The organism is Exiguobacterium sp. SH0S2, assembly GCF_004337185.1.
Lineage (GTDB): Bacteria > Bacillota > Bacilli > Exiguobacteriales > Exiguobacteriaceae > Exiguobacterium > Exiguobacterium aurantiacum_A.
The window spans coordinates 391,315-415,175 of the sequence record NZ_SJVB01000001.1 but is presented as its reverse complement, the minus strand read 5'-3'; the positions used below and the strand labels follow the sequence as shown (position 1 = coordinate 415,175).

Below are 23,861 nucleotides of genomic sequence, written 5' to 3'. Positions count from 1 at the left end.
AGGAGTGATAAAATGGAATGGATTACCTTAAAGAATGGCGTCCGCATCGTGGTCGAACCGATGGCAGACGTCCGCAGTACATCGACCGGTGTATTCATCAAAGCCGGGACACGGACCGAGGAAGACAATGAGATCGGGATCAGCCACTTGATCGAACATATGTTGTTCAAAGGCACAACAACAAAAACGGCGAAAGAAATCGCTTCATTTTTTGATGAACTTGGCGGCAGTGTGAACGCCTTTACTTCAAAAGACCATACATGCTACTACGTCAAGACGCTCGATGAACATGCTGTCATCGCCTTCGACGCACTGGCCGACATGTTGTTCCATTCAGTCTTTGATGAGACTGAGCTTGAAAAAGAGAAGCGGGTCGTGTTAGAAGAGATTAAAATGTACGAAGATACGCCGGAAGACCTCGTGCATGAGTTGCTCGCCTATGCCGTCTACCGTGACGATATATTAGCGAAGCCGATTCTCGGGACGGAAGCGAGCGTGCTCAGCTTCTCTCGCAATCAATTGCTGCGTTACGTCGAATCAATGTATACAGGCAATCGCGTCGTCGTCTCGATCGCCGGTCATGTGACCGACGAGCTGGTCGAAGCGGTCACGTCGAGGTTTGCGGAACTCCCATCAGGGGAATCACCGAAAGAATCGACGATTCCGGTTCTATACAGTGATGTATTGAAAAAGCATAAAGAGACGGAGCAGGCGCACCTCTGTTGGAATTTCGAGGCGATTTCGGCAACGAACGACCGGCTCCCGCACCTGGCGCTGGCAAACAACGCGATCGGTGCGACGATGTCGTCGCGGCTGTTTCAATCGATTCGTGAAGAGCAAGGGTTAGCTTACTCGATCTATTCGTACTATACGACGTTCGTTGACCATGGCACGTTCACGATTTATATCGGGACGTCACCGGAAACGCTCACTCAAGTCGAGACGATCATGGAGCGTGAACTTGAAGCGCTCAAGGCGCAGGGGTTAACCGAAGAAGAAGTCGCTAAAGGCAAACGCCAGTTGAAAGGTTCGCTCGTCCTCGGCAACGAAAGCACGAGCGCCCGAATGAACCGGAACGGTCGTAACCTCGTCTTACTTGACGAAGTCGAGGATTTGGACGAAGTGCTCAATAAAATCGACCGCATCGAAACCGATGAAGTTAACGCCTTGATTCGGGAGCTGCTCGGGCACGTCCCGGCAAAATCATATGTTCTTCCGTCCGAAGACTGACTTGAAACCAGATTGTAAGTTCTCTACACTGATTAAGAGGTATTCTTTACATTGGACAGGATACAGGTGAAAGAAGGGAAAGACTTGAACTTAACGGATTTAGTAACCAAGATACAATTGATTAATCAACCAACTATAGAGGGCATCAACGTGACCCATGTCACGACCGATTCACGGGAAGTCGTACCCGGAACGCTGTTTGTCGCGATTAAAGGCTACACCGTCGACGGTCACGACTATGCTGACTTAGCGGTGAGTAAAGGGGCGGTCGCGGTCGTCAGTGAGCGCCCGCTCGACATCAGCGTCCCAAACCTGCTCGTGCGCGATAGTTCGCGTACGGTCGGCTTATTAGCGTCGGCATTTTATAACTATCCGTCTGAACAGATGCGTCTGTTCGGTATCACGGGGACGAACGGAAAAACGACGACGACGACGATTTTACGTGACGTTTTATCAAAGCTTGGACATAGCACCGGATTGATCGGTACGGTCGAGGTCCGGATTAACGATACGGTCGTCCCGAGCAAGAACACGACGCCGCAAAGTTCTGAGCTTCAGCAGCTGCTGGCTCGCATGCGCGGTGAAGGGGTTACCGATGTGATGATGGAAGTGTCATCACACGGACTTGAACTAGGTCGTGTCATCGGAACGGACTTCGACATCGTCGGTTTCACGAACTTGACACACGACCATCTCGATTTTCACGGGACGTTTGAAAACTATGCGCGGGCCAAAGGTTTGCTGTTCGCCCAACTCGGACAGATGGCGTCGCGCGACAAAGTTGCCGTCTTGAATGCGGACGATCCGTACAGCAAGCTTTACGAGACGATGACGGGTGCTCGTGTCATCACATACGCCATCGACGAAATGGCGGATGTGACAGCGTCAGACATCGTTCAGACACTGTCAGACACGAGTTTCCGTCTCAACTATCAAGGAGTCAGTCTGCCGGTGACGGTCCAGTTCATCGGACGTTTCAACGTATACAACCTGTTGCTTGCGACGGGTTGCCTGCTCGCGGCTGGGTACAGTTTACCTGAGATCATCCAAGCGCTCGAATCGATTCATCCGGCCAAGGGACGGATGCAACGACTCGACGTGCCTGGGTATAACGTCTATGCGGACTATGCCCATACACCGGACGGGATTGAGCAATGTTTGAAGTCGCTTGTCGGTGTCCCTAAAGAGAACATCGTCTTCTTGATTGGAACAGGCGGGAATCGCGATGTGACGAAACGCCCGACAATGGGCGAGATGGCCTCAAAATATGCCGGTACCGTCATCATCACGACGGATGATCCACGTTTTGAGGCGTATGATTCGATCACGAGCGGCATTGCCGCCGGGATGACCCATGACAACTTTGTTGAAATCGGCGACCGTGAAGAAGCGGTGTCTTACGCCGCACGTCTAGCCAAAGCGGATAATATCGTCGTGTTGGCCGGTAAAGGACATGAGAAGTACCAAATCATCGGTAACGAGAAAATCCCGCTCGATGAGGAAGCGATCGTCCGGGCGACAATTTTAAATACGGAGGAATCTTGATTTATGGCAGTACAACCGATTACCTTGACAGAGACAGAGCATGACGATTTCGTCAAAGCACACGACCGCGGCGACTTGCTCCAACTTTCGAGTTGGGCAGACGTCAAAAAACAAAATGGTTGGTCCGCTGAGCGGATTGCCGTCGCTACAAATAGTGAGACGACAGGAGTGGCGCTTCTTTTATTCAAACAAGTGCCAAAGCTACCGTTCACGCTTTGTTACGCACCGCGCGGTTTCGTCGTCGATTACGATGACGTGGCATCATTGCGTGCCTTGACCGAGGAAGCGAAACGCGTCGCCAAAATGAAAAAGGCGATCGTCATCAAAATCGATCCGAACATCGACCGGGACGAAGTACCGGGCTTACTTACGGAAATGTCTAGCCTCGGTTTTACACATAAAGGGTACGGCGGCGGCTTTGACTATGCCCAACCCCGTTTCACGATGGAGACGGACCTCCGTCCGAGCGAGAAAGATATTTTCGCCAAGTTCCATCATAAGTTTCGCTATAATGTCCGTCTTGCCGAGCGTAAAGGGATTGTCTGTACTGAAGTCGGTCGGGACGGCTTGAAAACGTTCGCCGAACTGATGAAAGTCACAGGTGAGCGTGACGGCTTCGCCATTCGCGGGCTCGATTACTTCGAGAACTTATACGATTGCCTGCAGCCGAATGACGCTCGTTTATTTTTGACGAAACTTGAACCGAAACTCGCGCTCGATCAACAAATGGCGACGCTCGACAAAGCAAAACGGGATCTTGACAAGATCGAACGGTCTTTGGAAAAAGAAACGGTCGAGAAAAAACGGATCAGTTTGTCGAATCGTCAGAAACAGACGCGCGATCAACTCGTGAAAGCTGAAGCGGCCTTGCCGGAACTCGAACAGCTTCATGCCAGCTATCCGGACGGTCTCGTGTTATCGGGCGGCTTGTTGACGCTCGCCGGCCGCCGCTCGTATTACTTATACGGTGCTTCCTCGAACGAGTTTCGGGAGTTCATGCCGAACCACCTGATGCAATGGACGATGATGCAATCTGCCAAGGCAAGCGGTGCCGAGCGCTATGATTTCGGTGGTGTATCGGGCAGTACGGAGCCGGACGATGAATATGCGGGCCTGTATGCGTTTAAATCGGGCTGGGGCAGCGATCAAATCGAGAAAGTCGGCGAGTTCGACCTCGTCTTGAACCGGCCGCTCTACTTTGCCCTCGAGACAGGATTACCGCTCGTCAAAGGACTCCGTAAACGGTTAAGAAGATGAAATGGTCAGGCGTTTTGACGTTTGCGATGACGGCGTTTTTGATTGGGATCTTCTTGGCGTATACGTTCTCGCGGCCCGGACCAATGCCTTGGGTCGATGAACCGACGTTCGAAGCCGGGATGTGCGAACGGAGCCCGCGCTCGGAACAAACGATTGTCGACCGTAGTGACAAGGCGTTTGCCAACTTGCATCCTCATGTGCGTGATCGTGGCGAATCGTTCGTAAGACTGGCGTATTCATGTCTCGGGCTTGAAGTCCGCTTGACGTCAGGCTATCGTTCGGCCGATGAACAGAATGCGCTTTACGCGCAAGGACGCTCGAAACCAGGGCAAGTCGTGACGAACGCCAAGGCGGGACAAAGTTATCATAACTATGGACTCGCGGTCGATTTTGTCATCATCCACGATAACCGGGCCGACTACGATTTGAAAGCAGATCACAATAAGTCGGGGGAACCCGATTGGCAAGAACTCGGTGAACTCGGAAAAGCACTCGGCTTCGAATGGGGTGGGGATTGGAGAAGTTTTCCGGACTATCCTCACTTGCAGATGGACTTCGGCTTATCGGTTCGACAGCTCGCAGCTGGCAAGCGGCCGGACACTAAAGCGACGATGCCGCTCGCGGATGTGATGAAACCTCTAGTCGATTGAACGGAAATGGTGGCATATAAGCGTTTTTTCCGATACAATATTCAGTAGCGATAAGTGGACGAAACAGAATATGAATCATCTAGGAGGTTTTTGTTAGTGTCAAAGAAGAAGACTGAGAACGTTAGCGTCTTTGCGCTTGGTGGCGTAGGCGAAATCGGGAAGAACATGTACGTCGTGGAACTAGACGACGACATCTTCGTCATCGATGCCGGCCTTATGTTTCCAGGCGATGAGATGCTCGGGATTGATATCGTCATCCCGGACATTACGTATTTAAAAGAAAACAAAGATCGGGTACGCGCTATTTTCATCACCCATGGTCACGAAGACCATATCGGTGGACTCAGCTACGTACTCCGTGACTTGAAGCATGTCCCGGTCTACGGGACGAAATTGACGCTCGGTTTAATCGAGCTCAAGTTAAAAGAGGCGGGCTTACTGAAAGAAGTCGACCTTAGATTGATTGACGCTAAAACGAAATTGACTATCGCTGATCATTTCATCACTTTCTTCCGCGTCAACCATTCAATCCCTGACTGTGTCGGTGTCTGCATTCAAACGTCACAAGGCGCGATCGTTCATACCGGCGACTTTAAATTCGACTACACGCCGGTCGATGGGAAGCAGTCTGACTTTAACAAGTTAGCAGCCATCGGTCAGCGCGGTGTGCTCTGTTTATTGTCAGATTCAACAAACGCGGAACGACCAGGCCAAACAGGGTCTGAATCGTTAGTCGGTGCTGAATTAAACGATGTGATCTATCAAGCCGAGGGGCGTGTGATCGTCGCGTCGTTCGCTTCGAACGTTCATCGTTTGCAACAAGTATTTGCTGCAGCCGAGGCGAACGACCGTAAAGTCGCAGTCGTTGGACGCAGCATGGTCAACATCGTCGAAGTCGCACAAAAATTGAACTACCTTCGTTTCAAGCCGAAGACGCTCGTCGAGCTCTCGCAAGTGAACCGTTTGCCGGACGATAAAGTCGTCATCTTGACGACCGGTTCACAAGGTGAGCCGATGGCGGCTTTGACGCGCATGGCGCGTAACGCCCACAAACAAGTGAATATTCGCTTGAATGATACCGTGGTGATCGCGGCGACGCCAATTCCGGGTAACGAAAAATCGGTCTCGAAAACGATCGATCTCTTATTCCGTTCTGGTGCGAACGTCATCTATAACCAGCGTAAAGTGCACGTATCCGGTCACGGTTCGGCTGAAGAGCTCAAGCTCATGCTCAACCTCGTCAAGCCGAAATACTTCCTCCCGATTCACGGGGAGTACCGGATGCAGATGGCCCACTCGAAACTCGCCCAACAGGTCGGGATCAATTCAAGTAACATCTTTATCGTCGAGAAAGGTGACGTCGTCGAGTTCACGGGCCGTAAAGCCCGGATGAGCCGTAAAGTTCCTGCCGGCAACGTCTTGATCGATGGAATCGGTGTCGGGGACGTCGGGAATATCGTTCTCCGCGACCGTCGCCTCTTGTCGCAAGATGGTGTCGTCCTCTGTGTCGTCACGTTGAACCGTAAACAGAAGAAGTTGATTTCAGGCCCTGAACTCATCTCGCGTGGATTTGTCTATATGCGCGAATCAGAAGTGATGATCTCAGAAGCGAACCGGATTGTCACGAAACAGATTGAGAAGAGTCTCGAAGCTGGAAGTGATTGGACCGAATTGAAATCAAATATCCGCGAGCGACTCAGCGTCTTCTTGTTTGAACAGACGAAACGTCGTCCGATGATCTTGCCGATCATCATGGAAATTTAAAGAATTGAGATCGAGGCAAAAGTCATCTGACTTTTGCCTCTTTTTTTAGGAGGAATAGAAGTTGGCACAAAAAACGAGAAAGACCCCGGTGAAGCGTAAGCCGCGACCGACGACGAGGAACCGTAAGCGGAAACAGCCAATCCCACTTCGTACATATGGTTGGGCCGGCTTTATTTTGTCGATGATCGCGTTCATCTTTTCGCTGTTCGAGTTCGGCTGGGTCGGGACTCAGACAGCGACGTTTGCGACGACGCTGTTTGGGGGCTGGGGTGCACTCACATATTTAATCGTCGCATTCATCTTGCTTGTATTCTTGAACGATTTCCGTCCGATCCAACGAGCCGGCATCTTCCTGCTGTTCGTGTCCTTCCTATTGTTCGGGGACATGGTGTGGGGAACGGAACGGGGAGTGGTGAACGGGGCGCTCTACGGATTGAACCAATACTTGCTATCGGACTTCGGGATTATCTTCCTTGGCATCATCAGCCTCGTCGTCGGTGTCTCGCTTCTGTCTCCGGCGATTTGGCGGACAATCGGGAACCGGTTGCTCGAAAGTTTCGTTGCGATTAAACAAGAATGGCGTGACCGAGAACGTACACCCGCCAAACCGAAACCGACTGAGAAGAAGCGGGTCGACGCACGCGCGTCCGAATCAACACCCAAGCCTCAAGAAGTGGAGGCCGAGGCGGACGCCGTCGTCATGCATGATATTCCGATTGTCGGGTTTAGTGAGACCATCGACGCCGAGAAGCGTCAGAAAGTGTCTGACGAGACCGTGAAGAGCGAGGTCGTATCAGATATCCCGACCGAGGACATGATGATGACAGCGGCTCAGGACGTGTCTGCGACATACGAATTGCCGAAGTTCACGATTTTAAGTGAACCGGTCGTGACCGACTTGTCAGGAGAGAACGTACGATTGAAGGCGAACGCAACGAAACTCGTCCAAACGCTCAAGTCGTTCGGCGTCGGGGTGAAAGTGCTCAAAATCCATCTCGGTCCGACTGTCACGAAGTACGAGCTGCAACCGGACATCGGCGTCAAAGTGAGCCGGATCACCTCATTGAGTGATGATCTCGCACTCGCACTTGCCGCCAAAGACATTCGCATCGAAGCACCGATCCCAGGGAAGGCGGCCATCGGCATCGAAGTCCCGAACCAAGAAGTCGCGCCGGTCTGTCTGCGTGAGGTGTTAGAAGCGGAGCCTGTCAAACGCGATGAGGCACCGCTCCTCGTCGCGCTCGGTCGCAGTATTAGCGGTGAGACGGTCACGATCGCGTTGAACAAGATGCCTCATCTACTCGTCGCAGGGTCGACCGGCTCCGGGAAGTCGGTCTGTATCAATGGGATGATCGTGTCTATTTTGATGCGGACGCGGCCAGATCAAGTCCGCCTCATGATGATCGACCCGAAGATGGTCGAGTTGAACGTCTACAACGGCGTCCCGCATTTATTGACGCCGGTCGTGACGGATCCGAAAAAAGCGGCTCAAGCGCTCAAGCAAGTCGTTGCCGAGATGGAGCGCCGCTACGAGCTGTTTAGCCGCTACGGTGTCCGTAACATCGAGGGCTACAACGACCTCGTCGACAAGTCAGAGGACGAAGACGCTAAACGGCTCCCGTTCATCGTCGTCATCGTGGATGAGTTGGCCGACTTGATGATGGTCGCCTCAAACGACGTCGAGGACGCGATTATGCGGCTCGCCCAGATGGCACGAGCGGCCGGTATCCATATGGTGCTCGCCACGCAACGTCCATCCGTCGACGTCATCACGGGTGTCATTAAAGCGAACATCCCATCACGGATCGCGTTCGCGGTCTCGTCAGCGACCGATTCAAGAACGATCCTCGACGGCGGGGGGGCTGAGAAGCTGCTCGGGCGAGGTGATATGCTCATGCTTGCGAACGGAATGAACAAGCCGGTACGCGTCCAAGGGGCGTTCGTATCCGATCAGGAAGTCGAGACGGTCGTCAACCATGTCATCGCCCAGCAGCGGGCCCAGTACGTCGAGGCGATGATGCCAAAAGAAGAAGAAGTGACGACGATCGACTCGGACGACTCATTATTCGAAGAAGTCGTCCAATTCATCTTGACGCAAGAAACGGCGTCGACTTCGATGATTCAACGAAGATTCCGAATCGGTTATAACCGGGCGGCCCGCTTGATTGATTCGCTCGAACAAGCAGGGTACGTCGGTCCTTCGGAAGGATCGAAGCCACGGAAAGTACTCATTAACCAACAAGATGCATAATACGAAAAACGAACTATAAGGACGAATGCGTTCGAAATAGTTCGTTTTTTGTTTATTTTTAAAAGTATCGTCAATTCAGTTACCTCGCGTCGGATAAACATGTACAGTAGAAGTTATATAGCACATCTGGACTATATGACCTATTGAGACATACTACTGAAAACGTTGAAACGCTTTCATTTTTTAATACCGTTTTCATTTTACGATTTCTTTTCAAACACTCGTAGAACAGGTAATATAGACTAAGTGGTATACATAATCCCTTGGCTTTAAAACATTTCCTTGATTCCGAACAAAAAAGTATTGCGTTCTTTTTACGGAATCCCTATACTTAGAATTGGCAAGGACATTCATACGTCAGATGTCTGAGCACTGGTAAGAAATAGGTAAAGGTGGTGAGGCCCATGTCGATCAAGCTCGATCATCGCTTGCTCTATCTTCGCGTGATTGAGAAAATCAAGCAGGATATCGACGATGGTGTCTATCGTGAAGGAGAGAAACTTCCTTCAGAATTCGAGTTGTCGAAGCAACTAGGAGTCAGTCGAGCGACGCTCCGAGAAGCGCTTCGTATTCTCGAAGACGAGAAATTTGTCGTGCGGAAACATGGTGTCGGGACATTCATCAGTTCAAAACCCCCATTCACTTCTGGGATCGAGGAACTGTTCAGTGTCACGGACATGATCATGCGCGCCAAGATGACACCAGGAACAAAAGTATTGGTGGCCGAAAAAGTGTTAGCGACAGAGAGAGAAGCCGAGCGTCTGAAAATTGAACCGAACTCACCGATTTATCGGATTGTCCGGATTCGTTATGCAGATGAAACACCGGTCGTTTACTGTGTGGATAAAATTCCAGCCCATCTCGTCTCTAATCCTGAAGCGTTGACAGAAGGAAAGTCGTTATTCGATGCGCTTGAAAAAGAGGTAGGACGTCGGGTCGCATACGCGATCACGCACATCGAACCGAGTGTGAGTTCAGAGATCTCGACCCAACTTCAAACGGACCAACCGTTACTCGCTTTAAAACAACTGCATTACGATGAGAGCGATTTACCGTTGCTCGATTCGGCAAACTTTTTCCGAGCGGACCGCTTCGACTTCCACGTCGTTCGTAAACGCGTCTAAGCAAGTTCTTGTAAAGCGGAAATAGTTATTTTTGGGTAATTGCGTGAAAGCGCTTTCTTATACCGGTGTAAAGACGACTGATGACATGACAACCTTAATTGTTATGATCCGAAAGGGGAAACACGACGATGATGAACAAGAAAAAAACGATTCTTTCAGCTTTAGCAGCAGGTCTCACGCTCTCAACAGTACTTGCAGCATGCGGTGGGGATGACAACGAAGGTACTTCTTCAAATGGCGAAGGCGGAGAAGGCAGCGACTTCAAAGTCGCGATGGTAACTGATACAGGCGGCGTTGACGACAAATCGTTCAACCAATCAGCTTGGGAAGGTCTTCAGAAGTTCGGAGCAGACAACAACTTGACTGAAAACGAAGGCTTCAAATATCTTCAATCTTCAAAACAAGCGGACTATCAGCCAAACTTGCAACAATTGGCACGCGATAACTTCAACTTGATCTACGGTATCGGTTTCTTGATGGGTGAAGATATCCAGAAAGTTGCCGAGCAGTTCCCAGACAACAACTTCGCGCTCGTCGACATGGTCGTTGACGCACCGAACGTCGCGTCGATCACGTTTAAAGAACAAGAAGGTTCGTTCCTCGTCGGTGTCGTCGCAGGTCTCACAACGAAAACGGACAAAGTCGGTTTCATCGGCGGCGTCGAGTCAGACTTGATCAAAAAGTTCGAAAATGGATATAAAGCGGGCGTCATGGCCGTCAACCCAGACGCGACAATTGACGTCAAGTACGCTGAAGACTTCAACTCGGCTGAAAAAGGAACGGCAATCTCTTCAGGGATGTATGGAGCAGGCTCTGACATCATCTATCACGCAGCAGGCGGAACGGGTGTAGGTGTCTTCACAGAAGCGAAAAACCGTAAGAAGAACGGCGAAGACGTATGGGTCATCGGCGTTGACCGTGACCAGTACGAAGAAGGACTTCCTGAAAACGTAACCCTTACTTCAATGGTCAAACGTGTTGATACGGCAACTTACGAAGTATCGAAACTCGCAATGGAAGATAAGTTCCCAGCAGGCGAAATCGTTGAGTTCTCATTGAAAGATGATGGTGTAGGTATCGCTGAAACATCAAGCGAAAACGTTGCAGCTGACGTCCTCACAAAAGTTGAGGAATACCGCACGCAGTTGATTGACGGCGACATCACGGCTCCAGCTACTGACGCTGAGTTCGAAGAGTTCATGAAAACAGTAAAATAATTCATTAAGTTAGGGGGGACCCATGCGGTCTCCCTTTACTTAAAGTTAGGGGTGGACTTTCTTGGAATATGTAATTGAAATGCTCAATATTCGCAAAGAGTTCGGAACGTTCGTAGCCAACGACAACATCACCCTCCAACTTCGCAAAGGCGAGATTCATGCGCTGCTCGGCGAGAACGGTGCCGGGAAATCAACGCTAATGAACGTCTTGTTCGGTCTCTACCAGCCAGAAGGTGGAGAGATTCGAGTGCGCGGGGAGAAAGTGAATATTGAAAATCCGAACATCGCCAATGATCTCGGAATCGGTATGGTACACCAACACTTCATGCTCGTCGAGAAGTTCACGGTGACCGAGAACATCATTCTCGGGTCTGAACCGAGAAGTGGATTGACGGTCGACCGGGCGACGGCTCGTAAAAAAGTAATGGACATTTCGGAACAATACGGTCTTCGCATCGATCCTGATGCCAAAATCGAGGATATTTCGGTCGGGATGCAACAACGTGTCGAAATTTTAAAAACGCTTTACCGCGGGGCTGAAATCTTGATTTTTGATGAGCCGACCGCTGTTTTGACGCCGCAAGAAATCCAAGAACTCATTCAAATCATGAAGCGTCTCATTGAAGAAGGCAAATCGATCATCTTGATCACGCATAAATTAAAAGAAATCATGCAAGTCGCCGACCGTTGTACGGTCATTCGTCGCGGACGCTATATCGGTACCGTCGAAGTCGACGAGACCGTGAATGAAGATAGCTTAGCCGAGATGATGGTCGGGCGTGAGGTAAACTTTGATGCGGAATATTCCAAGGCAGATCCACAGCAAGTCGTACTCGACGTTCAACAGCTCGTCGTCAAAGACAGCCGCGGACTGAAAGTCGTCGAGGGCTTGGATTTACAAATTCGTTCTGGAGAGATTCTCGGTATCGCCGGGATCGACGGGAACGGTCAGACTGAATTAATTGAAGCGCTTTCAGGTCTGAAAAAGCCTGAAGCAGGTAAAATCTTATTGAACGGGAAAGACGTGACCGGATTCACGCCGCGTAAAGTGACAGAGTCCGGTGTCGGGCACATCCCACAAGACCGTCACAAGCACGGACTCGTCCTCGACTACTCGATCCGTGACAATATGGTGCTCCAAACGTACTATAAAGAACCGTTCTCAAAGCGTGGTTTGATGAACTATAAAGCCGTCGCTGAGAAAGCGAAAGCGTTAATTGAGAAGTTTGACGTCCGAACTCCGTCGATCGACGTGCCAGCCCGTGCTCTATCTGGCGGTAACCAACAGAAAGCGATCATCGCCCGGGAAGTCGACCGGTCACCAGACTTGTTGATCGCCGCGCAACCGACGCGGGGGCTCGATGTCGGAGCCATCGAATTCATTCACGAGCAACTCATTAAAGAACGGGAGAAAGGACGCGCCGTCCTGCTCATCTCGTTCGAGCTTGAAGAAATCCTTCACGTCTCCGACCGGATCGCCGTCTTATACGAAGGAAAGATCGTCGGGATTCGCGATCCGAAAGAAACGACCGAGCAAGAGCTTGGCTTCTTGATGGCCGGCGGTAAGAGAGGGGAAGAAACAGTATGAACAAGCTAGCATATAATCGACTTCTCATCCCGCTTTTGTCGATCTTGATGGGACTACTTGTCGGTGCGATCGTCATGCTCATCGGTGGTTACAACCCGGTCCAAGGGTTCTCATCACTTTTCAGCGGCATGGTCGGCAGCCCGTATGCGATCGGTGAGACGCTCCGTGCGGCAGCACCGCTCATTTTCTCAGGTTTGGCCGTCGCGTTCGCGTTCCGGACCGGACTGTTCAACATCGGGGTCGAAGGTCAAGTCTTGATCGGGTGGGTGGCAGCGGTTTATGTCGGGATCAATTTTGACTTGCCGATGTTCATTCACTTGCCGCTCGCGCTTCTCGCGTCCATGTTCGCGGCAGCGCTATGGGCGTTCGTTCCTGGTTTCTTGAAAGCCAAGTTCCACGTCCATGAAGTTATCACGTCAATCATGATGAACTATATCGCCCTCTACACGACGAACGCGATTTTGCGTAGCGTCATCGGTGTGACGAACGAACGGACCGAAGATATTAAAGACTCGGCCTCGCTCGCCTCACCGTTGCTACAAGAATTGACGACGTTCTCGCGTCTGCACTGGGGTATTCTCATCGCCGTGCTCGCAGCGATCGTCTATTACTACATCTTACAACGGACGACGCTCGGGTATGAGCTTCGTGCCGTCGGATTTAACAAACACGCCTCGCAGTATGCGGGGATGAGCGTTAACCGGAACATCATTCTCTCGTTCGTCATCTCTGGAATGTTCGCCGGACTTGCCGGCGCGATGGAAGGTCTCGGGACGTTCAACGGAATGACGCTTAGCGCGTCGTTCACCGGCGTCGGATTCGACGGGATCGCTGTCGCCCTGCTCGGTGCGAACACGGCGGTCGGTGTCTTCCTGGCAGCAATTTTGTTCGCAGGTCTCAACATCGGCGGACTTGCGATGCAACTCGGGGCCAACATCCCGTCTGAACTCGTCAAAGTCATCATTGCCGCCATCGTCATCTTCGTGGCGTCAGGATACGCCTTGAACTATGTGATTGAAAAACTTAAAGGAAACCGTAAGAAAGGAGTGGAGAAAAAATGAGCTTCTTAGAAGTACTCTACATCGTCGTTCCGGTTGCGTTAGCCTATGCGACTCCACTCATCATCGCGGCGCTCGGCGGCATTTTCAGTGAACGTTCGGGTGTCGTCAACATCGCTCTAGAAGGCATCATGGTCATCGGTGCGGCGACGGGAATCATCGTCACGCTCACATTGACCGATATGGGATTTGGCGGGCTCAGCCCGTGGCTCTCACTGTTGATCGCCATGGTCGTCGGCGCGCTGTTCTCGCTATTCTTGGCCGTTCCTGCCATCCTCTGGCGGGCTGACCAAACCGTTCTCGGTGTCGCGATCAACATGCTCGCTGTCGGGCTCGCCATCTTCGTCGTTCGGGTTCTTTACAACAAAGGCCAGACCGATTTCATCGAGTATCGGATCGCCAAAGAGAACGTGCCGATTCTGTCGGACATCCCGGTGCTCCGCATGTTCTTTATCAACGTCCAATACACGTCGTTCATCGCGATCATCCTCGCGTTCGTCGTCTGGTTCGTCATCTTCAAGACGCCGTTCGGTCTTCGCCTTCGTTCAGTCGGTGAACATCCGATGGCGGCGGACACGATGGGAATCAACGTCACGAAGATGCGCTTCATGGGCGTCATGCTCTCAGGTGCGTTCGGTGGTTTGGCTGGTGCGGTCTATGCCGTCACGGTTACGACCAACTTCAGTGGGACGACGATCGTCGGACAAGGCTTCCTCGCCATTGCCGCGATGATCTTCGGGAAATGGAACCCGCTCGGTGCCCTAGGCGCTGGTTTATTCTTCGGGTTCGCCCAAGCGCTGTCGATCATCGGCAGTAACTTGCCGGTCATCAATAACGTACCGCAAGTATTGCTTTTGATCGCGCCGTACGCGTTGACGATCCTCGCCCTAGCAGGTGTCGTCGGACGAGCGGACGCTCCGAAATCAGTTGGTATCCCGTATATTAAAGGGAAGCGCTGACGAGGGAAAGGACATATGTCTCGTTTTGCCAAGGTTGTTTGACGCTTAAGTCAAACAACCTTTTTTGTTATACTGGTGTAGAGGTGAGACAATTGAAACAATGGTGGCAACTACTGCTCGTTCTCGTGCTGAGCGTTTCGTTAGCAGGTTGCTCGGTCGATAACTGGTTCGCCGAGCAAGTCGAGCCGCCGGAATCGCTCGTCGAACTCGAGGCGGATTACCCGGTAGCGGACGTCGGGACAAAAGTCAAAGCACCGATCGGCAAGACGGAGACGGTCACGTTAGACCGCGTCATCGATGGCGATACGCTTAAAGTCGAGTTTGAGAGCGGTGCGACCGAGTCGATTCGACTCCTGCTCGTCGACACGCCTGAGACGAGTCATCCGACGTTGCCGGTCCAACCGTTCGGTGAGGACGCGAAGGCGTTCGTCGCGCGTTGGTTACCGGAAGGTGAGACGATCGTCCTCGAGTACGACGTCGGGCGGTACGACCGCTATCAGCGGACGCTCGCTTACGTATGGTATGATGATGCGATGCTCAATGAAGAGCTGCTGCGTCGCGGTCTCGCACGTGTCGCATACGTTTACGCCCCGAACACCCAGCACGTCGATGCGTTCCGCGATGTCGAACGCGCGGCCCGGCGCGAGCTGCTCGGGATTTGGAGCATCGAGGACTACGTGACCGGCAACGGTTTCGACCATGAAGCGGCGCGACCGGCGAAACCTCGATCGGAGCCGAGCGAAGCGTGTGACATTAAAGGGAACATTAATCGGGAAGGCGAGAAAATTTATCACGTGCCGGGCGGTGCGAGCTATGAACGCACGAACCCGGAGGAAATGTTCTGTACGGAAGGAGAGGCCGAGGCGGCAGGGTTTAGAAGAGCGGCCCGTTAAAAAAAGACATGTGTGTCAACTTGACACACATGTCTCTCTTATTCGTATTTGAGTGCGTCGCCATCGAACGATTCGTCAGCGACTTTGATTGAGTCGGTCGGACATCCTTCGAACGCGTCCATCAAATCTTCCGACAGTTCGTCAGGTACTTCGACTGTGCCTGTGTTGTCGTCCATCAAGTTGAAGGCGAGACCTTCGTCATCATAGTCGAAGATGTCGGGAGCAGCTGCTCCACAAGCACCACATGCGATACATGTATCTTTGTCAACGATAGTAAATTTTGCCATTTGTAACCCTCCAAACGTTTCGTCTCTCTGCATAGAAATGACTTTCTACTGACTATGAGTAATTGTAGTCTACATACCCTAATATTTCAATGAGGAAACGAATAACGTTTTGGAGAGATAGTAATAATGAGAGAGGGTGGAAGGATGGTTCATTTAGCCGACGGAGTGTTGCTCCTATCGATTCAACGCTTAAAAGGGGAGCGCAGCGAACGCAGCCTGTTTCACGTTTTAAACGGAAAACGTTCGGCGACGACGCTCCAAGATGCTTTTTTTTATGACCTTGAACCGATTTTCGGACTGTTCCCTTATACGAAATATGATTATGAGAAGCTGTTAGTCTCGTTTGAGAAAAGAGGCTGGCTCAATCGGGCGACGTTCACGTTAACCGAAGCCGGAAGTATGCTCGCTAGTCCGGACGCGGTCAGCCAGTTGTTTGACCGGCTCGGTGGCGAGTACCGGGACTATACGACGATGACATGGAAACGTCTCAGTTTATTTATCCAGACGTTCATGTCACTCGAACACGAGCGCACGTTTTATCCGGTCCAAGCCGATCGGATGGCCGAGCGGTGGGTCAAGCAAATCGTGCGAACGGAACGAGAGTGGAAAGAACTGATCGCCTCGTTTCATCAAGAACTCGAAACAGCGCTTGAGACGGTCGGTGATCCATATGCGACGGCAGTCGTCTATCGCTTCACCGGAGCGTTCGAGACGGGATACACGTATGAACAGATCGCGACGCTCCTTGACGTCGATGCTCGGACGGCACGGCTTTACTTCTTGGCCGGATGGAACGCGCTGTTACGGACTGTGCCGCGAGACGCCAAAATACTAGGGTTTGCCCACGGGTTGTCGGATGAGCGGATGACGTTATCGGCGCGCGAATCGTTCGATTTGTTTTCGGCCGGCCGCACGTTCGCGCAAGTACAATCGATCAGGCGCCTGCGCACGAGCACAATCGAAGACCACGTCGTCGAGATGGCGATGTATTTGGACGACTTCCCGCTCGATCAATTCGTGCCAGCCGACGCGATTGCCCAAGTCGAACGGTTACGGGAAGAAGACAGCTGGGCGCTAAAGCCGATCTTCGAGAAAACCGACAATCTCAGTTACTTCCAAATTCGGTTAGTGTTCGCGAGATTGAAACGAGGTGAGACATTTGTATGAAAAAACGTTGAAGCGTGTGTTCGGTCACGAGACGTTTCGTCCCGGACAGCGTGACGTCATCGAAGCGGTCGCCGAAGGGCAGGACGTGTTGGCGATCATGCCGACGGGTGCCGGGAAATCATTGACGTTCCAACTCCCGTCGTATTTAAAGAACGAAGGCTTGACGATTATCGTCTCGCCGCTCTTGTCGTTGATCGAAGACCAAATGCTCCATATCCGGGAGCGCGGCGAGCGTGGCGTGGCGAGGCTGACGTCGATGGAGACGTTAGAAGAGAAACAAGACATACTGAATCATTTGAAGCGCTATCGGTTCTTATACCTATCTCCCGAACAGCTTGCCGTGCCGCACGTGACCCGGGCACTCGCAAGGACTCCGATTCAAATGCTCGTCATCGATGAAGCGCACTGTATCTCGCAATGGGGTCACGAGTTCAGGCCGGAATACGCACGGCTCGGGGAGCTCCGTAAACAACTCGGAAGCCCGCAATGCATGGCCGTCACGGCGACGGCCCCGGAAAACGTGAAACGGGACATTATTGAAAAATTAGCTTTATTCTCGCCGTCCCAGTTCGTCCATTCGGCCAATCGACCTGAGATCCGTCTCATCGTCGAACGGCTCGAGACGGAACGAAAGATGCCGCGACTGATCGAACTCGTTCGAGAAGTGCCGACACCGGCCGTCATCTATACGGCGACACGACGGGAAGCTGAAGCGCTCGCGCTTCAACTCGATGACGCCTTGTTTTATCACGGCGGGATGTCGACCGAGGATCGGCGCCTCGTTCAATCGCAGTTTTTACGCGACGAAGTCGCGATCATGGTATGTACGAGTGCGTTCGGGATGGGCGTCAACAAAGATAACGTGCGCTCTGTCATCCATTTCCAACTGCCGGCGACGCTCGAGGCGTATATGCAAGAGATCGGCCGGGCCGGCCGGGACGGCGAACCGGCGTTTGCCGTCTTACTGTATGCCGAAGGGGATGAACGGATCCAACAGTTTTTAATCGATCAACAGTACCCGAAAGATAAAGACATCCGCATAGCTTATCTAGAACGGGACAACGGCACGAGCTTGTCGCAATTACCGCGGCTGTTGAAGATGAACGAGGAAGATCCGGTATGGGGCTTGCTAAACCAAATGCTCGCCGAACGCACGCTTGCCGATGCGGTCGATTGGGTAAAAGAGAGAAAGCGGGCCCGGTACCGCCAGCTCGGTCAAATGATCGACTACGCGCTTATCAAGAAGTGCCGGCGCGACTACTTGCTGAATTACTTTTCAGAGCAACCGGTCAAACAAGCCGATTGCTGTGACGTCTGTGGTGAGATTTCATTCCCGCCGTCGGTTCAAGTTGTGTCTAAAAATGTGACAGATTGGAAACATCGGTTGGCGCGCATCTTTTCCTTTGATTGATATCATAGTAAAATGATAAAAAAGGTAAAGGAGGGCACACGTTGCGACATCGAAACCAAGCAGATTCTCTTCGTGAAAAAGTCGTGGACACGTTGCCGTCTCGGTCGGAACGGCAAGAGCACGAGCGGAAAGAAAAATTGAATGATAATTGGTTGAAACGACCGCTGGCTATGATGCTGACTTTGACGATGTTTGCGATTATCCTCGCATTTTTATATATAGGACGTCATACATTATTTTTCTGATGATACGGTGGAGACGCCGTATTTTTTTATTTTGTTTCAACATCCTTGAGATGTTTACTTGAATTGGAAAAGTCACACCTGTTTCTCACAAATTTGCACAATAAAACAGGTAAAGCTGAAATGATGGGTCTATACTTAAAGAGAAGAACCTGTAGGAGAGGAGGGCTGCTATGCCGAAGTACTCCATCAAGACGGTCGCGTCACTGACCGGTGTGAATCCGACGACGATTCGGGCTTGGGAGCGTCGTTATCAGTTTATCGAGCCGAGTCGGACCGATTCGGGTCACCGGTTGTATTCCGACCAAGACGTCGAAAAAATCAAATGGGTCGTTGAAAAACAACGGGAAGGGTTGACCGTCTCGCAAGCGATTCAGCAACTTCACGAGGCACCGAAGCCGAAGCCCGCTCGTCTCTACGACGAAGAATTGAAGGATGGATTAATGGACGCGCTGCTCAAATTTGATGAACGGAAAGCGCACGATTTGATGAACCGTGCCTTCAACACGTTCAGTTTTGAAAAAGTGACGAAAGATATCATTAGCCCGTTGCTGATGGATATCGGCACACGCTGGGAAAATGGGAAGGTCACGATCGCGCACGAACACTTTGCGACGTCCTTTTTTCGAGCCCGCTTGTCGACGTTGTCTCTTCAAATGCCGATGAATCCATTTTTGCCCCGGATCATTTGCGTCTGCGCCCCGGGTGAGATGCATGAAATCGGCCTTTTGTTCGTGACACTCTATTTAAGACAATACGGCTTTGACGTCATTTTCCTCGGATCGGGGTTCCCGAAAGAGGATTTGAGCATGGCGCTCCATGATATCGACGCGAAATGTTTAATCTTTTCATGTACGTTGACTGAGCACATTGCCAATCTTCAAGAAGCGATGCGTTACATTCAAGCGGAGCATCCAGACCTCGTCATCGGTGCGGGTGGATACGCCGTCAGTCAACAAGCGTCGCAATTTGAAGGAGCGTTTCTAGGAGATACGCCCGAAGCTTGGAACGAGTGGTTGTCAACCATTTGACAGGTCGACAAAACGGGAGTAGCTTATTAAGTAGAATGATTTTTCTTTGGAGGTTTTCGTTTGAGATTTGAAAAACAGACAAAAGAACATTTGAGGGTATACTTGACTGCGAGCGACTTATCGATTCGAGGGATCGCCATCGATACGATTGTCGGAGAGAGCGGTCAAGAACTATGGCGGGAATTGCTTGAAACGGCCGAGGCCGAATATGGGTTCATGCCGCAAGGTGCTGTCGACTTGAATGTGACGATGTTTCCACGCGATGGACTCGTCATCGATGTTCAAAAAGTCGATACGGTCGTCGTGGAATCGGATCAAGAACAAGTCGAGATTCGCTTGACGATCGATGTGATCCACCATTTGATTTATCAGTTTGACGATATTGAAGACGTGATCAATGCGTCGATTTGTGCGTTTCCGCATATGCAAGATACCGACCAAGGTGGGGCACTCTATCATTATGACGGCCGCTACTACTTACATTTTGTAGAAGTTCTCAAACCGCAAGTCGAGGAACGGCTCGCCGCCATCCTGTCTGAATATGGCAAGACGACGACCGTCAGCCCGTATCTCATGATGGAGTACGGGAAGACCATCCAAACTGAACAAGCAGTGAAACAGCTGTACGATACGTTCGCGTAAGTACGGCTTTTTTACTATTCTGTTTCTATTGTTTTCAGCTGACACATGGTATGATAAAACTTGAATTTTTGAGAAGTTAGCTGAAGGAGAGATATGATGAAAGTCGCTGTTTTATATGGTGGAGTATCGGGTGAGCGTGAAGTGTCGCTTACGAGTGGTAAAGGTATGATCGAAGCGTTAGAGGCACGGGGTCATGAAGTCGTGGCCATCGATTTTCACCCGGATCGGGCTGAAGAGTTATTGACGCTTCAAGCAGACGTCGTCGTCAGTGCCCTGCACGGCAAGTATGGAGAAGACGGTCGCGTCCAGTCGCTCCTCGAGATGGCGCAGCTCCCTTATACAGGGTCGGGCGTCTTGGCTTCGGCTCTCGCGATGGACAAGGCACGCGCGAAAATCATTTTCGCCGCTTCAGGTATTCGTGTCGCCCGTGACGTCCTCGTCCAAGCAGGGGATGACCTCGATTTGAAAGTGGCCGAATGGGGCGGCGAGTTTCCTTGCGTCGTCAAACCGGCGCAAGAAGGCTCTTCGAACGGACTGACGATCGCGACCGACGAGTCGATGCTACGCGCGGGCATCGCCAAGGCGTTCCAATGTGATACGGCCGTGTTGGTCGAACAGTACATCAAAGGTCGTGAGCTGACCGTTCCGGTGCTCGGAAACCGTGGGAACGAGCACGCCCTCCCGGTCATCGAGATCATCCCGAAGAATGAATTTTACGACTACGAGTCTAAGTATTCGGAAGGCGGGTCGATTCACGTCTGTCCGGCGGAGTTGCCGGAGGCGTTGACGAAAGAAGTGCAGGCGGCCGCGATTGAGGCGCACCGTGCCCTCGGCTGCAGCGGCTATTCACGTTCTGACTTCTTAGTGTCGGAGCAAGGATTGGCCTACATCCTCGAGACGAACACGCTCCCGGGGATGACGCCGCTCAGTCTGTTCCCGGACAGTGCGAACGTCGCCGGTATTTCTTACGGTGAATTGCTAGAGCGTTTCATCGCGCTCGCCTTAGAAAAATAAGAAGGGATTCCCCTTCTCCGCTTTTTAGAAAACGCTTTCATTATTTTTGTAAAACCCTTTCAAAATGCTTGCTTATCGGCTATACTTTTAAACGAATACGAGGTTGATTCTTGGGGGAGAATTGACAATTTAGGGGAGGAAACCTTCATGATTACGGATCAAGAAAAAGGTCATCAAAAACGAAAAAACATCCTTGAATCGACACAGGAAGTTGTCCACGAGGCGCTCGAGAAACTCGGTTATCCAGAAGAGATGTACGAGCTGTTGAAAGAGCCGCTTCGGATGTTGACCGTGCGTATCCCTGTCCGCATGGACGACGGTTCGACGAAGATCTTCACTGGCTATCGGGCGCAACATAACGATGCTGTCGGCCCGACGAAAGGTGGGATTCGCTTCCACCCGAGCGTGACGGAAGTAGAAGTCAAGGCGCTGTCGATATGGATGAGCCTGAAGGCCGGTATCGTCGACCTTCCTTACGGTGGCGGTAAAGGGGGCATCGTTTGCGATCCGCGTGAGATGAGTTTCCGTGAAATCGAACGGTTGAGCCGCGGCTACGTTCGAGCGATCAGCCAAATCGTAGGTCCGACCAAAGATATCCCGGCGCCTGATGTGTTTACGAACTCGCAGATCATGGCATGGATGATGGATGAGTACAGCCGTATCGATGAATTCAACTCACCGGGCTTCATCACCGGTAAGCCGCTCGTACTCGGTGGTTCACACGGTCGCGAGACGGCGACGGCAAAAGGTGTCGCCATCATGATCCGGGAGGCGTCGCTTCGCCGGGGGATCGAGTTGAAAGGTGCGCGCGTCGTCGTCCAAGGATTTGGTAACGCCGGCAGCTTCTTATCGAAGTTCATGCACGACGTGGGAGCGAAAGTCATCGCTGTCAGTGACGCGTATGGCGCGATCTATGATGAGAACGGACTCGACATCCCATACTTGCTCGATCGACGCGACTCGTTCGGGACGATCTCGACACTGTTCAAAAACACGATTTCGAACAAAGAGATGCTCGAACTCGACTGTGACATTTTAGTCCCGGCCGCGATCGAGAACCAGATCACTGAAGATAACGCCGATAACATCAAAGCGTCGATCATCGTCGAGGCGGCGAACGGACCGACGACGAACGAAGCGACGCGTATTTTGACGGAACGCGGCATCTTGCTCGTCCCTGACGTCCTCGCTTCAAGCGGTGGCGTGACAGTCTCTTACTTCGAATGGGTCCAAAACAATCAAGGTTATTACTGGACGGAAGAAGAAGTCGAAACGAAGCTTGAAAAAGTGCTCGTCCATTCGTTCAATACGGTATACAACACGTCATCAGCCCGGAAAGTCGACATGCGTCTCGCTGCCTATATGGTCGGTGTCCGTAAAATGGCGGAGGCCTCGCGCTTCCGTGGCTGGGTGTGATAGCGACTTGCCGATGAACATCGCAAAATGAGGAAGGACCCGCAGCCGGGTCCTTCCTCATTTTAGTTGAACAAGTTTATGACGATGTCACACCGATACGCTCCCGAAGCGCTTCGGCGATCGCTTGGCCGTGAAAACGGCCGTTTTCGATGAAGATTTTGTTGGCATCGTTCCCGGCCGCGACGACGCCGGCGATGAACAGGTTATCGACGTTCGTCTCATACGTCGCCTCGTCAAACTGCGGGATGCCGGTCTCGTCGTCGACGAGCACACCGGCTGCCGAGAACAGCCCGTGGTCAGGCAAGTAACCGGTCATGGCGAGGACGTGGTCCGTTGCGACCCGTTTCTCGTCGCCGTGTTGTCGATAGACGACATGGTCCTGTTCGATGCGAATGATCTCGGCCTCGAGCTCAAGACGTACTTTTTCATGACGAACGAGGGAGTCGAAAGCGGGTAGTACCCATGGTTTGACCGATGGGCTATAGCCGTCACCGCGGTAGAGCACCGTGACGTATGCCCCGGCTTTCTCGAGTTCGATGGCCGCATCGACCGCCGAGTTCTTTCCACCGATGACGGTGACGTGTTGCCGATAAAACGGATGTGCTTCTTTGAAATAATGGGTCACGTGCGGGAGTTCTTCTCCCGGGACGTCTAACTTGCGGGGCCGTCCGTAATACCCGGTCGCGAGAACGACGAAGTCGGCAAGGCGTTCTGTGACGCCGTGGCGGTCGTGACGGGACCGGACGATGAATTTGTCGGCACGACGGTCGACCGATTCGACCGTCTCGAACGGTTTGACGACAAGCCCGGTCCGGCTCACGACTTCACGATAATAGACGAGCGCGTCTTGGCGATGTGGTTTTAAGTCTTTACAGATGAACGGGATATCCCCGATTTCAAGCAAAGTGGCTGATGAGAAAAACGTCTGATGGGTCGGATAGCGGTAAATCGCATCGACGATGTTGCCTCGTTCGATGATCGTGCACGAGATACCGACCCGTTCTAATTCGATTGCCGCCGACAGGCCGCACGGGCCGGCGCCGACAATGATCGCGTGTTTGTCCAATGAAATCACCTCATCCCTCATTGTATGGAACGAAAGCTGAGATGGCAAG

21 protein-coding genes are annotated in these 23,861 nt (G+C 51.9%); 19 read left to right on the top strand and 2 right to left on the bottom strand.

Annotation, left to right across the window (positions count from 1 at the left end; translation table 11 throughout):
• The first annotated feature begins 12 nt into the window (after positions 1-12).
• The 12 genes from EVJ21_RS02150 to EVJ21_RS02095 all read left to right on the top strand — a co-directional run bounded on the left by EVJ21_RS02150 (position 13) and on the right by EVJ21_RS02095 (position 15,536).
• Positions 13-1,230, top strand: a complete 1,218-nt coding sequence (locus tag EVJ21_RS02150; protein ID WP_131489831.1) for a M16 family metallopeptidase — start codon at positions 13-15, stop codon at positions 1,228-1,230.
• 66 nt (positions 1,231-1,296) lie between these two features.
• Complete coding sequence (locus EVJ21_RS02145; protein WP_131440226.1) at positions 1,297-2,775, top strand: UDP-N-acetylmuramoyl-L-alanyl-D-glutamate--2,6-diaminopimelate ligase; 1,479 nt, start codon at positions 1,297-1,299, stop codon at positions 2,773-2,775.
• A gap of 3 nt (positions 2,776-2,778) precedes the next feature.
• Positions 2,779-4,032: a lipid II:glycine glycyltransferase FemX gene (locus EVJ21_RS02140; RefSeq protein WP_131489830.1), complete on the top strand. Its 1,254-nt coding sequence runs from the start codon at positions 2,779-2,781 to the stop codon at positions 4,030-4,032.
• Complete coding sequence (locus EVJ21_RS02135; protein WP_070327457.1) at positions 4,029-4,682, top strand: M15 family metallopeptidase; 654 nt, start codon at positions 4,029-4,031, stop codon at positions 4,680-4,682. Before EVJ21_RS02140 ends, EVJ21_RS02135 begins: the two co-directional genes overlap by 4 nt.
• Before the next feature lie 96 nt (positions 4,683-4,778).
• Positions 4,779-6,446: a ribonuclease J gene (locus EVJ21_RS02130; protein ID WP_131440220.1), complete on the top strand. Its 1,668-nt coding sequence runs from the start codon at positions 4,779-4,781 to the stop codon at positions 6,444-6,446.
• Positions 6,447-6,507: 61 nt separating this feature from the next.
• Positions 6,508-8,697 carry an FtsK/SpoIIIE family DNA translocase gene (locus EVJ21_RS02125; protein WP_131489829.1) on the top strand — a complete coding sequence of 730 codons (2,190 nt, stop codon included), beginning with the start codon at positions 6,508-6,510 and terminating at the stop codon, positions 8,695-8,697.
• A 404-nt stretch (positions 8,698-9,101) separates the two neighbouring features.
• Positions 9,102-9,821 (top strand): GntR family transcriptional regulator, encoded by a 720-nt coding sequence (locus EVJ21_RS02120; protein WP_016510124.1) that lies wholly within the window; start codon positions 9,102-9,104, stop codon positions 9,819-9,821.
• Positions 9,822-9,952: 131 nt separating this feature from the next.
• Entirely contained in the window at positions 9,953-11,038 is a 1,086-nt protein-coding gene (locus EVJ21_RS02115) for a BMP family lipoprotein (protein WP_131489986.1), read from the top strand.
• Between the two features lie 61 nt (positions 11,039-11,099).
• Positions 11,100-12,626 (top strand): ABC transporter ATP-binding protein, encoded by a 1,527-nt coding sequence (locus EVJ21_RS02110; RefSeq protein WP_131489828.1) that lies wholly within the window; start codon positions 11,100-11,102, stop codon positions 12,624-12,626.
• Positions 12,623-13,687 (top strand): ABC transporter permease, encoded by a 1,065-nt coding sequence (locus tag EVJ21_RS02105; RefSeq protein WP_131465249.1) that lies wholly within the window; start codon positions 12,623-12,625, stop codon positions 13,685-13,687. The genes EVJ21_RS02110 and EVJ21_RS02105 overlap by 4 nt, the downstream gene beginning before the upstream one ends.
• Entirely contained in the window at positions 13,684-14,643 is a 960-nt protein-coding gene (locus EVJ21_RS02100) for an ABC transporter permease (RefSeq protein WP_071399634.1), read from the top strand. The genes EVJ21_RS02105 and EVJ21_RS02100 overlap by 4 nt, the downstream gene beginning before the upstream one ends.
• 83 nt (positions 14,644-14,726) lie before the next feature.
• Positions 14,727-15,536 (top strand): thermonuclease family protein, encoded by an 810-nt coding sequence (locus tag EVJ21_RS02095; protein ID WP_131489827.1) that lies wholly within the window; start codon positions 14,727-14,729, stop codon positions 15,534-15,536.
• Between the two features lie 38 nt (positions 15,537-15,574).
• Here EVJ21_RS02095 and EVJ21_RS02090 read toward each other — a convergent pair whose 3' ends face one another.
• Complete coding sequence (locus EVJ21_RS02090; RefSeq protein WP_016510114.1) at positions 15,575-15,823, bottom strand: ferredoxin; 249 nt, start codon at positions 15,821-15,823, stop codon at positions 15,575-15,577.
• A 144-nt stretch (positions 15,824-15,967) separates the two neighbouring features.
• Here EVJ21_RS02090 and EVJ21_RS02085 point away from each other — a divergent pair, with 144 nt between their 5' ends.
• From EVJ21_RS02085 to EVJ21_RS02055, 7 genes are all read left to right on the top strand, one after another.
• Positions 15,968-16,990: a YpbB family protein gene (locus tag EVJ21_RS02085; protein WP_236633390.1), complete on the top strand. Its 1,023-nt coding sequence runs from the start codon at positions 15,968-15,970 to the stop codon at positions 16,988-16,990.
• Positions 16,974-18,401, top strand: a complete 1,428-nt coding sequence (locus tag EVJ21_RS02080) for a RecQ family ATP-dependent DNA helicase (RefSeq protein ID WP_131440210.1) — start codon at positions 16,974-16,976, stop codon at positions 18,399-18,401. Before EVJ21_RS02085 ends, EVJ21_RS02080 begins: the two co-directional genes overlap by 17 nt.
• Positions 18,402-18,442: 41 nt before the next feature.
• Positions 18,443-18,646 (top strand): hypothetical protein, encoded by a 204-nt coding sequence (locus EVJ21_RS02075; protein ID WP_070327448.1) that lies wholly within the window; start codon positions 18,443-18,445, stop codon positions 18,644-18,646.
• Positions 18,647-18,816: 170 nt separating this feature from the next.
• Positions 18,817-19,674, top strand: a complete 858-nt coding sequence (locus EVJ21_RS02070) for a MerR family transcriptional regulator (RefSeq protein ID WP_070327447.1) — start codon at positions 18,817-18,819, stop codon at positions 19,672-19,674.
• A 60-nt stretch (positions 19,675-19,734) separates the two neighbouring features.
• Positions 19,735-20,316 (top strand): adaptor protein MecA, encoded by a 582-nt coding sequence (locus EVJ21_RS02065; RefSeq protein ID WP_131489826.1) that lies wholly within the window; start codon positions 19,735-19,737, stop codon positions 20,314-20,316.
• A gap of 96 nt (positions 20,317-20,412) precedes the next feature.
• Complete coding sequence (locus EVJ21_RS02060) at positions 20,413-21,330, top strand: D-alanine--D-alanine ligase (protein ID WP_070327445.1); 918 nt, start codon at positions 20,413-20,415, stop codon at positions 21,328-21,330.
• A gap of 147 nt (positions 21,331-21,477) precedes the next feature.
• On the top strand, positions 21,478-22,746 hold the full coding sequence (locus EVJ21_RS02055) for a Glu/Leu/Phe/Val family dehydrogenase (protein ID WP_070327444.1): 1,269 nt from the start codon (positions 21,478-21,480) through the stop codon (positions 22,744-22,746).
• Between the two features lie 76 nt (positions 22,747-22,822).
• Here the strand turns inward: EVJ21_RS02055 and EVJ21_RS02050 are convergent, their stop codons facing one another.
• Complete coding sequence (locus tag EVJ21_RS02050) at positions 22,823-23,833, bottom strand: YpdA family putative bacillithiol disulfide reductase (RefSeq protein WP_131489825.1); 1,011 nt, start codon at positions 23,831-23,833, stop codon at positions 22,823-22,825.
• Positions 23,834-23,861 lie beyond the last annotated feature (28 nt).

Coding starts and splice junctions, on each gene's coding strand:
- EVJ21_RS02085 (WP_236633390.1), top strand. CDS start 15,968: ATGGTTCATTTAGCCGACGGAGTGTTGCTCCTATCGATTCAACGCTTA.
- EVJ21_RS02060 (WP_070327445.1), top strand. CDS start 20,413: ATGAAAGTCGCTGTTTTATATGGTGGAGTATCGGGTGAGCGTGAAGTG.
- EVJ21_RS02070 (WP_070327447.1), top strand. CDS start 18,817: ATGCCGAAGTACTCCATCAAGACGGTCGCGTCACTGACCGGTGTGAAT.
- EVJ21_RS02090 (WP_016510114.1), bottom strand. CDS start 15,823: ATGGCAAAATTTACTATCGTTGACAAAGATACATGTATCGCATGTGGT.
- EVJ21_RS02140 (WP_131489830.1), top strand. CDS start 2,779: ATGGCAGTACAACCGATTACCTTGACAGAGACAGAGCATGACGATTTC.
- EVJ21_RS02150 (WP_131489831.1), top strand. CDS start 13: ATGGAATGGATTACCTTAAAGAATGGCGTCCGCATCGTGGTCGAACCG.
- EVJ21_RS02100 (WP_071399634.1), top strand. CDS start 13,684: ATGAGCTTCTTAGAAGTACTCTACATCGTCGTTCCGGTTGCGTTAGCC.
- EVJ21_RS02135 (WP_070327457.1), top strand. CDS start 4,029: ATGAAATGGTCAGGCGTTTTGACGTTTGCGATGACGGCGTTTTTGATT.
- EVJ21_RS02055 (WP_070327444.1), top strand. CDS start 21,478: ATGATTACGGATCAAGAAAAAGGTCATCAAAAACGAAAAAACATCCTT.
- EVJ21_RS02050 (WP_131489825.1), bottom strand. CDS start 23,833: ATGAGGGATGAGGTGATTTCATTGGACAAACACGCGATCATTGTCGGC.
- EVJ21_RS02115 (WP_131489986.1), top strand. CDS start 9,953: ATGAACAAGAAAAAAACGATTCTTTCAGCTTTAGCAGCAGGTCTCACG.
- EVJ21_RS02105 (WP_131465249.1), top strand. CDS start 12,623: ATGAACAAGCTAGCATATAATCGACTTCTCATCCCGCTTTTGTCGATC.
- EVJ21_RS02120 (WP_016510124.1), top strand. CDS start 9,102: ATGTCGATCAAGCTCGATCATCGCTTGCTCTATCTTCGCGTGATTGAG.